The following is a 14756-nucleotide window of genomic DNA, read 5'->3' as shown; positions in this document are numbered from 1 at the left end:
CAAAAAAATTAAATTATCTAACATTTCAAATAAAACTTTCCAAAATTACTTCTCAAGTAAAAGCTCATTTTTTATATTCTACAATAGAATTTACTTTTAATATTTTATTTTTATCAATAATTCATGAATCTCCTTGTGAATAAACTCATGTAAAATATAAATATCTAGAGAAATAAGTTTCTTGTCAAGTATCATCGTGATTGTACCAAAATAAATCACTTGTTCAAGTATGATAATAAATAATATTATCATCAAAATCTTTATTAGTAATAGAAGTATTAAAATATCAATCTTTATCTATAGAAAATTTATAATAATTATTTGAATCTCATATTTTTTCTGTACAATTATAATTTGAATCATAACCTAGACAATTCCAAGCCATTCATCTATTTATATTACTATCTACTATATTGTAAGCAATTTCTATTCCTTCTTTTGCAAGAAATGTTGCTTCATTTCTCAAATTAGTTCTTTCAAAAAAAGAAATATTATCTATCAAACTAGATAAGACATAAACTGCTCATACTCCAAATATAGCTATAGAAAACATAACTTCTATCAAAGTTAATCACTTTTTCATTTTTTACAAAATAAATTTTAAGTATTAAATTAATCACATTTATATTCAAAAATTTTACAAGAACTAAGATTTATATCAAAACAATATTTTTCAGCTCAATTAGTTGATATTAAATCAAAATATAAATTTCATCAAGTATACAAATCGGCTCAAGATTCTATTGAACAAGACAATTCATAAGCTTTCATATTTAAATAAATTTCATCTTCTAAATTTTGAGAATAATTAAATCAAGATATATATGAATTATTAAGTTTAGTTCTTTCATAAAACATTTTTGAATTTGCTCAAGAAATATATAAATTTATATTATCGGATTGATCTTCCAATTTTAATTTAAGATAATCAAATCTTTCTCAATAATAAATATTTGATCCCAAAGTAGAACTATGAACTTTTTGATGAATATCAATAAGAGATTGTTTATCAATTCTAAATTGTGTTGTCTTTATTTGTCAATACCCATAAAATATTATAAAAATTAATATTATTGATATAATAATAATTACTAACACAATTTCTATCAATGTAAATCAATAATTTATTTTTTTATTAAAAAACATAGAATAAATAACTATTAATTATAAAGCTACAGAATCTAATATAGATCAAACTATTCAAAATACTGATAAAGCAATAAATGCAACAATTCATCATACAAAAACTACCAAAATTGGTTCTATAATTTTACTTAAATTATTTAAATCTTTATTAAATTCTTCTTGATATAACTCTATTGCATTATCTATAGCTTCAATCATATTTGCAGATTCTTGTCAAGATTTTAATAAAACAAAAACATCTGCTGGTATTATATTTCTATAATTTTTAAGTGGTTCCAAAACATCTTGTCAAATATTTATATTTTTTTGAATATCATTAATCATAGAAATATATTGATAATTATTAAATAATCTTTTTAGAGAAGAATAAAGCTCTTTATAAGACATTCCAGAACTTATCAATAATTTATTATATCTTAAATATTTTACTAATAAATATTTCCTTGTAAAATTTCCAAAAATAGGAATTTTAAATATTTGTTTATCAAACCATCTTTTTCATTCTTGTATTCATAAAAATATAGAAAAAGCTAATATTGACATAATTAATACAATAATTATAGATATATTATTTTGTACAAAAAAATCAGTAATATTAATCAATGCTTTAGTAGCAAAAGGTAATTCTAAATCATCAAAATCATGTACTATTACCAAAATTCAAGGTAAAACGACTGTAAATATAATATAAACTGCAATCAATGATACAAAAAATATTAAAGCAGGATAAATCATAGCTCAAATATATTTATTTTTAATATCATACAAAAAATCATATTCATTTGCTAAATATTTAAGAACTCTAACTAATTCACCAGAACCTTCTCATGATCTAATAATATTTGCATCACCATCATTAAAATATTTCGGCAATCTTGATATTGTTCTTGAAAATTGTTCTCATTTTTTTAAAGAAGAATATATTTCTCAACAAAGATTTTTAATAGCAATATTTTCAGAATTTTCTTTTATCATCAAAATAGAATCAGTTATTACAATTCATCAATTTATTAAATATGCTAATTCTCTAAAAAAAAATATTTTATCTTTAATATTAAATCTATTTTTTCATTTATTTTCAATAAATTTTTTTATAATATTATCAAACATATACAAAAAATTATTTTATAAAATAAGCTAATAAATTTACAGATATACTTTGTTCTTCATCACTTTTTACTATATCATAATTTATTGCTTCTATTTCATACAAGACAGGATATTCAACACCGACAGATTCTTCAACATTTTTCAAAAAATCTATCAATCAATCTAAATTTTTTACGGTAATATTTAATGTTATTGGTAAAGTATACATATTTTCGTGAGAATTACTTTTTACCACATTGGAAAATGAAACAATATTTAAATCAGATCATTGAAAATCAAGTAAATATTCATTTATATTTTTTAAAATAAGAGCTTGATCATAATCCATTTTATCATATTCATGTTTTCTTAAAAGAAAAAAATTTCTTATCACATCATTAGATATTTCTTTTGAAAATTCTATTCATAAATCTTGTAAAACAGAATCTAAAACACATTCATCATCATTTATACAATCAACAAATTCGCTAGATTTTTCAGTAAAAATAGATACAGTATCAATATTATTTTCAATATTTTTTATATCAGATAATATTTGTTTATTTTCAGATATTTTTGAATCAAAATTTTCTTTTGAAACATTTAAATCAGTAAAAGAAGATTCAAAATCTCAAAAATAAATAAAAGATAACAATATAATAATAAATAATCAAATTTTATATTTAGTATCTTGAATTTGTTTTTTTATTTTTTTATCTTCTTTATTTATTTTATCTTCACTCATTTAATTTTATTTTAGAAGTTAAATCAAATTCATATTTATCTCACATAAGAGAATATGATGGAATCAAAATTTCATTTATAAAATCTAAAGAATTTAATTCATCCAAAAGTCAATCATCATTATAAACAGTTTCCAAACTCGGAACTGATCATCTAACTCTTATAGAATCATAATTTACCAAAAAATTTTCCAAACTAATATCACTATTACTTCAAACAGAAGAAACACGATCAAACATTTCAACCAAAGATTCTATATTATTCACCCAAGATATTTTATTTTTATTTTCTTGAATATGTTGTGCAATTTCAAAATTCATATAATTATCTTCCTGCCTTAAATTTTCATATTTTTTTAAATTTTCTTGTATAGTAATTTCAAGATCATCTATTTTACTATCATACAATGAACTCATATATATATTATGTATATAAAATCATCAAGAAACACAAAACAACAAAAAAAATACAAAAAATATATGTTTCCATATATCATTTTTTATACTTCTTATTAAAATTTTTAATTTAAATGACATTGAAATATTAAATAAAATAATTAAAAACTTACATATATATATTATATATAATAATTATTATAAAGCAAATTTTATTATATAAATTCTAATTAAATGGATAAAGAAAAAATAAAAAAAGATTATGAAAAAGAGAACAAAAAAGATTTAATTTCAGATTATGAATTAGACAAGATCTATAATTTTTTTAAAAAAAATGAAGATTTTCAATCTTTATTAAAAGATAAAAAAAATGCTTATCAAAAATATAAAATATATTTTATAATTTATATAATATTTTTAATAATTTTAAATTTTATTTTTATTATTAATTTATGATGAATTAATTTATATAATGTTTTTAGTATATTAATTATTTTAATATCTTTTTATCTTTTTTATTTAAAATTTGATTTTAAAAGTAATTTTCTATCAAAAAATAAAAATATAGAAGAAAATATATTTTCTAATTTTGTTGCATCAATTTTTGATTGAGCAAAATTTAGTTTATCTGATAAATATTTTGATGAAACAGTAAAAGAAATAAAAGACAAAACTTGATTACTTTCTTATTATGACAAAATAGATAAATTTGCAAATTCTTTATCTTATGAATATTTTGATTGAGATACTAAAATTGCTGATATCTCTTGAATTGAAATTTATACTATGAAGAAATACAAAGATAAAGATTGAAATACAAAACGGAGAAAAGCTGATCATGTTTATGTTCAAAAAATAGAATTAATTTGAGAAAATTCTGATATTTTTGACCGAATTAAAATTACTAATAAATTTTCTTTTGAGACAAAAGAAATTTGACTTTTATTAATTATTTTAATTTTTTCAGTTTTTATATTATATAATTTTATTCAAACTAAAATTAATTATTGGGTTATCGTTTTATCTTTTACATTTTTTGTAATTATTTTTTTATTTTTTTGGACTAGTAAAAAAGGTAAAAAAGTAGAACTTGAAGATATTGATTTTACAAAAAAATTTAATATTAGAGCTGAAGATCAGATTAAAGTAAGAAATTTTTTGGATAGTAGAACAATAAATTCTATCAAAGATTTAGTTAGTAAATTTCCAAACAAAAAATTTAATTTCTTTTTTGAAAAAAATCAAATATATGTAATTATTCATTTAAATAATAATTTTTTCTCTTTATGAAATTATTTATTTTTACATTCAACATATAAATGTTATGTAGATTTTTATATATTAACTAGAGAAATATTTAATATTCCCAAAGTTTTAAATATTGATTACTATATTTAATTTTATTATTAAACTTAATTGATGAACTTATTTTTTTATATATTAGTTTTAATAACTATATTATTATCAATATGAATTATTATTATCTATAATAAAATAATAAAATACAAAAATTTTGTAGAAAATTCCTATAGATTAATAGATATTAATTTACAAAAAAGAGCTGATTTGATTCCTAATTTAGTAAAAATAATAAATCAATACCAAAATTATGAAAAAGATGTTTTATCAGAATTAGTTAATACAAGAAATTTTATAAAAAAAACTTCATCATTAGATAATAAAAGACAAGAACAAGAAAAAAAATTATCTTATAATCTTAAAAATATTTTTGCAAATATAGAAAAATATCCAGATATTAAAGCTAATGAAAACTTTTTAAAATTACAAAACGAAATATCAAGAATAGAAGAAAATTTATCTTGATCAAAAAAAATATATAATTCAAATTTGAATATATTAAATACTACTAAACAAACTTTCCCATATAATTTAATAGCAAATTTAATAAACATTCCAGAATACAAATATTTTGAATTTGAAAAATAAATTAACTTAAAAAAATTATGAAAACTAAATATAAAAAATAAGTTTAATTTTCATAATCTAATTACAAACAATATATTTCATATATATATTTTAAGCTTTATAGCAACAAAGTAATACAATTAATAATATTTTCTATAATTTTTGTTTTCTTCATTCTTTAATGATAAAATTCTTTTGTTGTTTTGCAAAATTCCAAGCCCAGTTTTTATTTTCTGTAAATAATTGTTTAATTTCATTTGAATTTAATTCAATATTATTATATTGATAATAATAATATGCATCAAAAACTTTTCACATTCAATATATAAAAGCAAAAACAAATGGAATTATTATATAACCTCAAAATATTGGAATTCATAATTTTGTTAAAAATATAATTATATGATTTCTAAAATATAAAAATCACATTGTTCAAGATAATTGAACTAAAATTTCTTTTGCCATTTTTTTGTTTAATTTTATTCAATATAATTTTCATATTCTAACAAGCATATTTATTTGAATACTAACAATCAAAAAATAATCTAACATAGGTATAGGAAAAGGATGAATAGTTATAAGTGCTCAAAAACTAGCAGATTGAAAAATAATTTTATTTGATTTTGCAATTATTTTATTATCTTTTATCAAATTATCTAAATCTTTAGTTTTTATTTTTATATTACCATTTTTATCTAAATTATCAGAAAAATCATCTATAAAATCCGAATCATTATTTAATAAATCATAATGAGTTTTTAAAGATTCAGAAGTTTTTCACATAAGTTCAGTTGCAGAAATTTTTATTAAATAAGAAATTTTTCTTTTATCATCTATATAAATAGCTTGATCAAAAATTTTAATAGCTGATGTATATATATGTTCTACTATTTGTATTTCATTATTAAACTCAATTATTTTTTTTCAAGCTTTAGTATACAGATAAGCTATATCCAAAAGTTTTATTATTTTATTTTCATTATTTATATCTAATTTTGATAATTCAGACATACAATTTATTTTTAAATCATCAATCAAATTAAAAGCTTCAAGTCATTTTGAAAAATCACTATATTTATAAAAATATGGCAAAACATAAAGTAAATTATTTAATTTACTTAATTTAAGATAAACATATTCTTTTGAATTAGCAATATTTTCATATGAAATTTTTATTACTATATCATAATTATTTATTATCATATAGTATAAATTAACTATTTCATCATAATTTAAAGAATCTAATTTAATAATATATCATTCTATTTCTTCAATATATTTTACTATTTTTTCTTGCATATTTATTCTTATATAAATATAAATATATATATTATATATTTTTTTATGATTATAGTCAAAACTTTTTTTCATATTTTTTAACTTTCATATCAATAAATTTGAAATAAATTATAATTTTAATATAATATAATTTTAATATAATATAATTTTAATATAATTTAATATTAAAAATTAAAATATGTTAAATATAAAAAAGAATATTAAAGAAATTTATAATTCCAAGATAACAGAAGAAGAAATTAATAAAATTTATTCATTTTTTGAAAATGAAACAAATATTTTAGATTTTAATAAAAATAAAAATAAATATAAACAAAAAAGTAATATTTTTGGGAAATTAGTTCTTTATATTTTTCTATTATGGGGAGTATCTATTTTAGTTTTATCTCAGCTTGAATTTAAATTTACATCACTAATCTGAATTATTACTTTTTTTATTTTATTTTTTTATATTATTTTAAAATCTTGAAGTCTCAAAGATGATGAAAAAAAAATAATTGATGAGGAAAATTATATGTTTGTATTTTTTTTAGAATTTATGCTTAAATGAATTAAATTTAATTTTTCTGATAATTTTTTTGATGAAAGTATAGATGAAGTAAAAAATAAAACTAATCTCATAAGAGATTATACAACAATTTGATTTTTTTGAAATTCATTGGAATATGATATTGATAAAAATTCAAAAATAAAATGAATTGAATTGGAAACAAAAAATGTTAATGATTCAGATAATTGACCTAATTTAATAACTGTTGATAAACTATATATACGAAAAATGATTTTTGATAAAAAAATAGATTATAATTATTCTGAATGAATAAAAATAATTAAAAAAATTACTTCAAAAGGTATTTTATTTATGATTTTACAAATTTTATTTCCAATATTTTTTGCAATACTTTTATTAGGTACAATATTTTATATTACAAGTATGAATTATAATGAATTAATATTAAATATTAATAGTGTTATTTTTTGGGTTTCACTTAATATTTTAATATTATATATATATTTAAAATATAAAATATATAATTTAAAATTAGAAGAAAAATATAATATTTTAATAGATGATACATATCATAGAGAAAAATTTGAGAAAACTCAATTATTTGAAATTATAGAAGAATTAATAAAATTATTTAATGATAAAGAATTTAAATTTTTTATAAAAAATAATGAAATTTATGTTATGTTAAATTTAAAAAAAGATATTTTAAATTTTTGAGATGATACAAATTCTTTTTTGAAATGATGTATAGATTTCTACTTAATGAATAATAAAATTTTAGATTTTCAAAATAAAATTAATAAAATATCAGATTTTGATAAATAAAAAAACTATAACTCAATTTTATAGTTATATCTCATCTTTGTAGAACAAAATTTCTAAATCATTGATTTAGACAAGAATTTGCAAGAAAATAAAAATAGATTTATGTAGTACATAAATCTATTTTTATTTTCAATAATTTTTTATCTATTCATTTATAGATTTTCTTCAAGATAATCTATTACTTTATAATCTTAATTATACATAAAAATTATCTATGTACCAAATATTACTTATATTTAGCTATCACAATATTTATTATTTTGAAATAAAATTTATTTTCATAATTTTTTTCTCAAAAAAGCAGGAGTTTCTATATCATTAGATGATTTATTGTTTTGATTATATCAAGATTGTCAAGAATCATAATTATTAGAATTAGAATAATTATTAGAATTAGAATAATTATTAGAATTAGAATAATTTTGTTTTGTAGAATTAGATTTTTCTCATCACATTCATCATATAGCTTTTGCTACAAAATCATCTCATCTAGTTCTTCTCATACCTACATTAGACTGTTTTGCTCATCTTATCATACTTTCTTGAGTAGATTCTGGAAATCAAGTTGCTACAATTGTAACTTTTACTTCTCATTCAAAACCTTCATCAAAAGTCATTCACCAAATAATATTTGCTTCTGGATTTGCTATTTCTTCAACTACCCTAGATGCTTCTTGCACTTCTACAGGAGTTAAATCATCTCATCATGTAACTGCAAATATAATATTTTCAGCTCATTCCAAATTTGCTTCCAACAAAGGATTATCAACTGCTCTCCTAGCTGCATCCACTGCCCTATTTTCTCAATCTCAATATCAAATTCATAATAAAGCAGTACCAGAATTTTCCATAATAACTCTTATATCTGCAAAATCTATATTAATATCTCAAGGTTTAATTATTAAATCAGATATTCATTGAACTCACAACAATAAAACTTTATCAACCATAGAAAAAGCTTGTTTAAAAGTAGTTTTTTTATCTATAATATTAAAAATTTTATCATTAGGAATTACTATCAATGTATCAACCGATGCTTTAATTTTTTCTAAGCCTTCATTTGCATTATCAAATCTTTTTCTTCACTCAAAAGTAAAAGGTTTAGTAACAACTCAAACTGTCAAAATTCACATTTCTTTTGCTGCTTGTGCTATTACTGGACCTGCTCAAGTTCAAGTTCATCATCACATTCAAGCAGTAACAAAAATCATATCAGTATCTTGTAAAATTTTTTTTATTTCATCAATATTTTCTTCAGCAGATTTCCTACCAACTTCTGGATTAGCTCAAGCTCACAATCATCTAGTAATATTTAATCAAATATTAATTTTTTTATCAGCTAAACTACTAGATAAAGCCTGTGCATCAGTATTTACAGTAATAAATTCTACTCAATGCATTCAATCTTCTATCATTCTATTTACAGTATTAGCTCAACCTCAACCAACTCAAACTACTTTAATTCTAGCTCAAGGAACAAAATCTGGAACAAATTCTTGCATATTCATAATATATTATTTTTTTTAATTAAGTAAATTTTTAATAATATTTTTTTTATTTTTTTTATTTTTAAGATATAATTAGAACATATCTTTTATATATTTAAATATCTTTCCCAACCAAGAGAATCACATTCACATACCCAATCATTTGGAAAAAGATCAAGGATATTTCATCCCCCAATAAAAAACTCATAAACAACTTATATAAGATAAATTATTGGAAACTTCTCAAAATCATGTAAAATTATCTCTTCAACTTGAAGTAGCTAATTTAAATTGAAATTTTGCAAGTTTATCCAAATTTTTTTGTTTTGATGCTCATCAAATCATATTAATTCATCAAGGCAATCTCGCATCTTTTCATAAATCTATAAGATCTTTATTTATGTAATCAAATATTTCCTCATACCTAGCAGCTATTATATCAGACAAAAAAGATGTATCTATACTGTTATCACTTTGTTCAGGAATATCATCATCCATATAGATATCTCAAACTTCTAATTTCATTTTTTCAGCTTCTTTAATATCAACTTGCATTCAAATAGATATATCTTTTGTTACATCTTCTCAACCAATAGGAACTACCCCATAATGTACAGGATAACCATCTTCATAAATAACATAACTAGTTTGATTAGCTCAAATATCCAAAAGCAATGTTCATAAATCTTTGGAATCAAAATCCAATGCAACTTCAGCAGATCATAATATATTAGGAACAACATCAGACAAATCTAATTCAAGCTTTTCACAAACATCTAATAAACTATTGTAATAGTTTTTTGGTATCATAAAAACGTCTGCCACAATTTCAAGTTTTCTTCATTCCATGCCTAGAGGGTCTTTTAATTTCGTTTCATCATCTATCACCCACTTCACAGGCATTATTTTTATAGTTTCATAATTTTGAATTCAACTAGTATCATCAACTAAACTAGATAAATGATCTACATCCTCTTGCAATATTTTATCTCAAACTATTCTTTTTTGTTCAGATAATCTTTTGATTTTCATTTCAGGATGAGAAACTCAAATAGTAACATCATCAAAATAATCTCATCATAGTTTTTTTTCAAAACTATCCAAAAGAGATCTTATAGAATAAACAAAATCATCTACATCTAGAATTCTTCATTTTCTCATTCATTTAGTTTTTAAAGAATCTCTAGCCAAAAGAATATTTTTTCAATCTTCATTTCAAACTACGATACCTTTTAGATATCAATTTCAAATATCAATAATTAATCTGATATCTTTCATTATTATTTTAAGTAAAATAAAAGTTTAGATATAAATCTAAACTAATATATAAATAAAGATAAGTTAAAGTCAATTTATAATAATTTTAATATGATATAATATAGTAATCATATAAAAATAATTAATTATCTGACCAAGTTTCACAAGTTTCATAATCATCTCACCGATGAACACATTTATTATGATAAATTCTACTAACCCTTTTATCAAATTCTATCTTACTTATTATTCTTTTAAAATCTCATTTTTCAAAAACAAATTCAACATGTCAAGTAACAATACTATCATTAGTTTCATGTAATGTAAATGGAGAAGTCTTTACATCCGATTGTAATAATTTATTCATAGCAATTTTATCCAAATTCACTTTATCTATATTAATATGATATCATGCATTTTCATCAAAACAAAAATTGGAATCTCTTCAAGTTCAAGAAAGCAAAATTTCTTTATAGTCTTGACCTGTTGAACTAACAGTATCATATTTAAATAACACTTTATTATCTCAAGTATTAAATTGTACTGAATATAAACTAGGGAATTCTAAATCATTTCATCATGTATATATTCATTTTCATGTTGATGCATTATCAAAATAATTTTTTATTTCTCAATAAACATGATTAACACATCACTCTCATCTAATATAATCTCTATTTTCAAAACTTAATAATCTAGAAAAAACACCAAAAAGAACTCATATTATAGAAAGAACTATCATAAGTTCAACAAGAGTAAATCATTTATTATTTATTTTCATAATATTTAAATTATTATATAAACTTACTTAACCAGTGGTCTGACAATATAAGTCAAATTATTATCTTGACTATCTTTAAAAACAATAGGATTTTGATTATCAACAATCCTAACAATAACAGTATCCGAATCTATATTTTTCAAAAAATCTTGAATATATTTTCAACTAACACCAAAATAAACATCATCTCAATTTATTTTTGTATTAATAGAAGTTTTTGCATTACCTTTATCAGTTTGTCCAGATTCTATAAAAATATTTCAAGATGAAGAAATAGACAAATCAATAAAATTATTAATATCTCTAGTAAAAATAGATATTTTTCTTATTGCTTTTTCAAGTTCATTTTTGGGAACTTCAAAATCAGTATTTGAATTAGTAGGCATAATATTTTCATTTTTATAATTTGGAAAATTTCATTGTATCAAAATAGAAGTTAAATATATACTAAATTCATCAGTTTTTAATTTAAAAGAAATTAAATTATTTGAAAAATTTAATTCAAAATCATCTCATCATTTGGAGATAAAAAAATCTAAAACTTTTTGAATTTCAATAATATTTAATTTAGGAACAATAATATCAAAATACTTATTTAAATTCACAGGAATATTATATTCTGCAAGTCTAAAAGAATCAGTTCAAACAAATGCAAGTCAATCTTCAGTAGATCTAATTAGTAATCATGTCAATATAGGAGAGAAATTTCTCTCTGTAACAGAATAAGTAACTTTTGATATTCAATTAACAAAATTTTTTGCAGATAAACTAATACTTTCATCCAAATCAATTTTGGGTGAAGCTATATATTCTGATGATGCTATTCAATTTATTTCAAATTTATCTTCATTTGAATTCAAATACAATATTTCATTTCTATCATCTTTATTAAAATTTACAACATCCGATTCAATATTTCTTATAATATCCAAAAATATTTTTCAATTAACAGTAAGCGAACCTTCAGTAAGCACATCAACAGGTAATTTAAAACTAATATATTTTTCCATATCCGTTGCTTTAAAAACAACTCCATCTTCTCAAGCCTCAATACAAATATTTTCCAATATAGGTAAAGTTGAACTTTTGGAAATAAATTTCATACATAAATCCAAAACATCATTCAAATCATTATTTTTTATAGAGAAGTTCATTATTAATATATTATTTTATATAATTAAATTATTTTCAAAAATTTCTATCTTTTTGAATATCGCAAAACCATTCAAGAACTTGTTCCAAATCTTCACTTGTAAAATCTGGACACAACTTATCAGAAAAATATAATTCTGCATATCATATCCACCACAACATAAATCAAGAAGATCTTTTTGCCTTATTTCATTTAGTTCTAATAACTAAATCAATCAAAGGTAAATCAGAAAAATCAAGATATTTTGAAAGCAAATCAGAATCAAGTTTAGAAACTAAATTTCAACAATTAACATTATCACTAATAAGAGATTTAACTCATCTTATTATTTCATCCCTTCATCAATAATTTACCGCCAACACAAAAGTTTTATTTGATCAAGAAAAGTTAAATTTTTTTTCTTTTTCTACAAAAAAATCTGTAAGATATCAAGGTAATCAATCTCTATTTCAAACTAATTTAAAATTTATCTTATTTTCTTGCAAAAAATCATCAAGTTCAGAAGGAATTTTTTCATATAATTTAAAAAGGTATTCTAATTCGTCTTCATTTCTTGATAAAGAGTTTTCAGTACTCAATCACCAAACACTAAAAACTTCAACATCCGTATTTGCAAAAACATATTTTACCAAAGATATAACATTATTAAATCACTCCAAATGTCAAAAGAATTTATGAATTCATTTTGATTTTGCCCAAGTTCTATTTCAATCAGGAATAAATCATATATGTCTTGGCGAGCTCATAACTTATAAATTAAAATATATAAAATACTAATCAATAACTAAATCAATATAATTATCTTTATAAAAAAGTCTAGATTTTTTTAGAACTTGTTCAACTTTTTCTATATCAGACAATACTAATTTATCCAAATTTAATTTTAAACTAAAATCACCATAATATTCATTTTGCTTAAACTTTTTAAAAATTGATTCTAATTTTAAAGTTCATTGTCAAAGAGGAGCATGTCAAACTCATGTTTTAGTTTTATCTGAAACATAAACAATTCATATATATGGTATAAAATTTGCCATTTTTCTCAAAAAATTTGTTTCAAGTATTGTTTCATCCAAATTAACAATATCTAATCATAAAAACATTTTATACTTTTTAAATATTTCTACAATACTAGTAAAATTATAAGTATAAACTGGAAGTATAAATAAATTACTTTTTGGTGGGTTTATCATACAAAACTTAATATCTGGATTATGTCTTTTGTATGCTCAAATATTATTAACTATAAACTTATATGATTTAAAATTAGTTATTTTAGGTGCATTTATAGATATAGTATTAATTGACAAATATTTAGCTATATCAACTGCTTGATTCATTTCTCTAGAATTAACATTCTCTGAAAGTTGAATACACTTAACAGGTATATTATGATTTTCTGAAAGTTTTTTAACATACGAATAACTCCAACTATCAAAATTTTTCCACATAGCCAAATCTATTCAATCAAAACCTACATTACTAGCAGTTTGAAATATTAAATCAAGTCAATATCAAGAAAGACTATCAGTACTTAATAATAATCCAGCTTTTTTTTTAGAACTCATAATAAAATATAAAAACAATAAAATAAATCAAAACTAATAATAAAGAATTTTTATATTTTTTCAAGACTAATAATTTTTTTATTTAATAGAAGACCAATTTCAAATATATCAACCAAAAAATAAAAGAAAAAAAATTATTTAGCAAATAAAATAATCAAAAAAAGATTTACAAAAAATAATCAAAAAGTATAATTTCAAGAGTAAATACAATAATATTTTTCATTACAAGACAAAGTATTATAGTTTACAAAGATGAGATTAAAAAATAAAGATACAAAAAAATTGGAAAAAATATTAGAATTATTAATAGAATTCCAATTATAAAGTATTTCATATTTATCTGAAAATTCAAAAAAGATTTTACATTTTGAATATTTTCATAATTTTTAAACAAAAAATTGAGAAATAAAGTAATTTAAATCACTAAATCTCTCAATTTTATAAAAACAAAATTTCTTTATTATCTATAGATAATATTATTGATTAATTATTTCTGGACGATAATTTCTTTTCTGCCATTCAAAAAACTTTCCACCTGTTCTAAAGTCGTCTTTTTCAACACATATAAAATTATA

General features: G+C 20.0%; 15 protein-coding genes. 3 read left to right on the top strand and 12 right to left on the bottom strand.

Annotated features, from left to right (window positions below; genetic code table 25):
* Window positions 1-13: 13 nt before the first annotated feature.
* Genes VAMP_RS05400 through VAMP_RS05380 form a run of 5 tightly spaced genes read right to left on the bottom strand, consistent with a single transcriptional unit; the run spans window position 14 to window position 3515 of the window.
* A complete protein-coding gene (locus VAMP_RS05400; RefSeq protein WP_213349919.1) occupies window positions 14-583 on the bottom strand; it encodes a type IV pilus modification PilV family protein in 570 nt (189 codons plus the stop codon).
* A gap of 29 nt (window positions 584-612) precedes the next feature.
* Entirely contained in the window at window positions 613-1146 is a 534-nt protein-coding gene (locus tag VAMP_RS05395) for a prepilin-type N-terminal cleavage/methylation domain-containing protein (RefSeq protein ID WP_213349918.1), read from the bottom strand.
* 18 nt (window positions 1147-1164) lie between these two features.
* Window positions 1165-2256, bottom strand: a complete 1092-nt coding sequence (locus tag VAMP_RS05390) for a type II secretion system F family protein (RefSeq protein WP_213349917.1) — start codon at window positions 2254-2256, stop codon at window positions 1165-1167.
* A gap of 10 nt (window positions 2257-2266) precedes the next feature.
* Window positions 2267-2980 carry a hypothetical protein gene (locus tag VAMP_RS05385; protein WP_213349916.1) on the bottom strand — a complete coding sequence of 238 codons (714 nt, stop codon included), beginning with the start codon at window positions 2978-2980 and terminating at the stop codon, window positions 2267-2269.
* Window positions 2967-3515 carry a hypothetical protein gene (locus VAMP_RS05380; protein ID WP_213349915.1) on the bottom strand — a complete coding sequence of 183 codons (549 nt, stop codon included), beginning with the start codon at window positions 3513-3515 and terminating at the stop codon, window positions 2967-2969. The genes VAMP_RS05385 and VAMP_RS05380 overlap by 14 nt, the downstream gene beginning before the upstream one ends.
* A 93-nt stretch (window positions 3516-3608) precedes the next feature.
* Between VAMP_RS05380 and VAMP_RS05375 the strand changes: the two genes are divergently transcribed.
* Window positions 3609-4772 (top strand): DUF3137 domain-containing protein, encoded by a 1164-nt coding sequence (locus tag VAMP_RS05375; RefSeq protein WP_213349914.1) that lies wholly within the window; start codon window positions 3609-3611, stop codon window positions 4770-4772.
* A gap of 21 nt (window positions 4773-4793) precedes the next feature.
* Entirely contained in the window at window positions 4794-5321 is a 528-nt protein-coding gene (locus VAMP_RS05370) for a LemA family protein (RefSeq protein WP_213349913.1), read from the top strand.
* A gap of 132 nt (window positions 5322-5453) precedes the next feature.
* Here VAMP_RS05370 and VAMP_RS05365 read toward each other — a convergent pair whose 3' ends face one another.
* Entirely contained in the window at window positions 5454-6599 is a 1146-nt protein-coding gene (locus VAMP_RS05365; protein WP_213349912.1) for a DUF697 domain-containing protein, read from the bottom strand.
* A gap of 178 nt (window positions 6600-6777) precedes the next feature.
* Between VAMP_RS05365 and VAMP_RS05360 the strand changes: the two genes are divergently transcribed.
* Window positions 6778-7935, top strand: a complete 1158-nt coding sequence (locus VAMP_RS05360; protein WP_213349911.1) for a hypothetical protein — start codon at window positions 6778-6780, stop codon at window positions 7933-7935.
* A 272-nt stretch (window positions 7936-8207) separates the two neighbouring features.
* Here the strand turns inward: VAMP_RS05360 and ftsZ are convergent, their stop codons facing one another.
* From ftsZ to VAMP_RS05330, 6 genes are all read right to left on the bottom strand, one after another.
* A complete protein-coding gene (gene ftsZ, locus VAMP_RS05355; RefSeq protein ID WP_244831666.1) occupies window positions 8208-9443 on the bottom strand; it encodes a cell division protein FtsZ in 1236 nt (411 codons plus the stop codon).
* Window positions 9444-9515: 72 nt separating this feature from the next.
* Window positions 9516-10700, bottom strand: a complete 1185-nt coding sequence (gene ftsA, locus VAMP_RS05350) for a cell division protein FtsA (protein ID WP_213349910.1) — start codon at window positions 10698-10700, stop codon at window positions 9516-9518.
* Between the two features lie 121 nt (window positions 10701-10821).
* A complete protein-coding gene (locus VAMP_RS05345) occupies window positions 10822-11460 on the bottom strand; it encodes a prepilin-type N-terminal cleavage/methylation domain-containing protein (RefSeq protein ID WP_213349909.1) in 639 nt (212 codons plus the stop codon).
* Window positions 11461-11483: 23 nt separating this feature from the next.
* Complete coding sequence (gene dnaN / locus VAMP_RS05340) at window positions 11484-12614, bottom strand: DNA polymerase III subunit beta (RefSeq protein ID WP_213349908.1); 1131 nt, start codon at window positions 12612-12614, stop codon at window positions 11484-11486.
* 28 nt (window positions 12615-12642) lie between these two features.
* Complete coding sequence (gene uppS / locus VAMP_RS05335) at window positions 12643-13359, bottom strand: polyprenyl diphosphate synthase (protein ID WP_213349907.1); 717 nt, start codon at window positions 13357-13359, stop codon at window positions 12643-12645.
* A 27-nt stretch (window positions 13360-13386) separates the two neighbouring features.
* Window positions 13387-14181 (bottom strand): sugar phosphate isomerase/epimerase family protein, encoded by a 795-nt coding sequence (locus tag VAMP_RS05330; protein WP_213349906.1) that lies wholly within the window; start codon window positions 14179-14181, stop codon window positions 13387-13389.
* Window positions 14182-14756 lie beyond the last annotated feature (575 nt).

The organism is Candidatus Vampirococcus lugosii, assembly GCF_018420025.1.
Taxonomy (GTDB): domain Bacteria; phylum Patescibacteriota; class Gracilibacteria; order Absconditabacterales; family Absconditicoccaceae; genus Vampirococcus; species Vampirococcus lugosii.
This window is presented reverse-complemented; position numbering and strand designations above follow the sequence as displayed.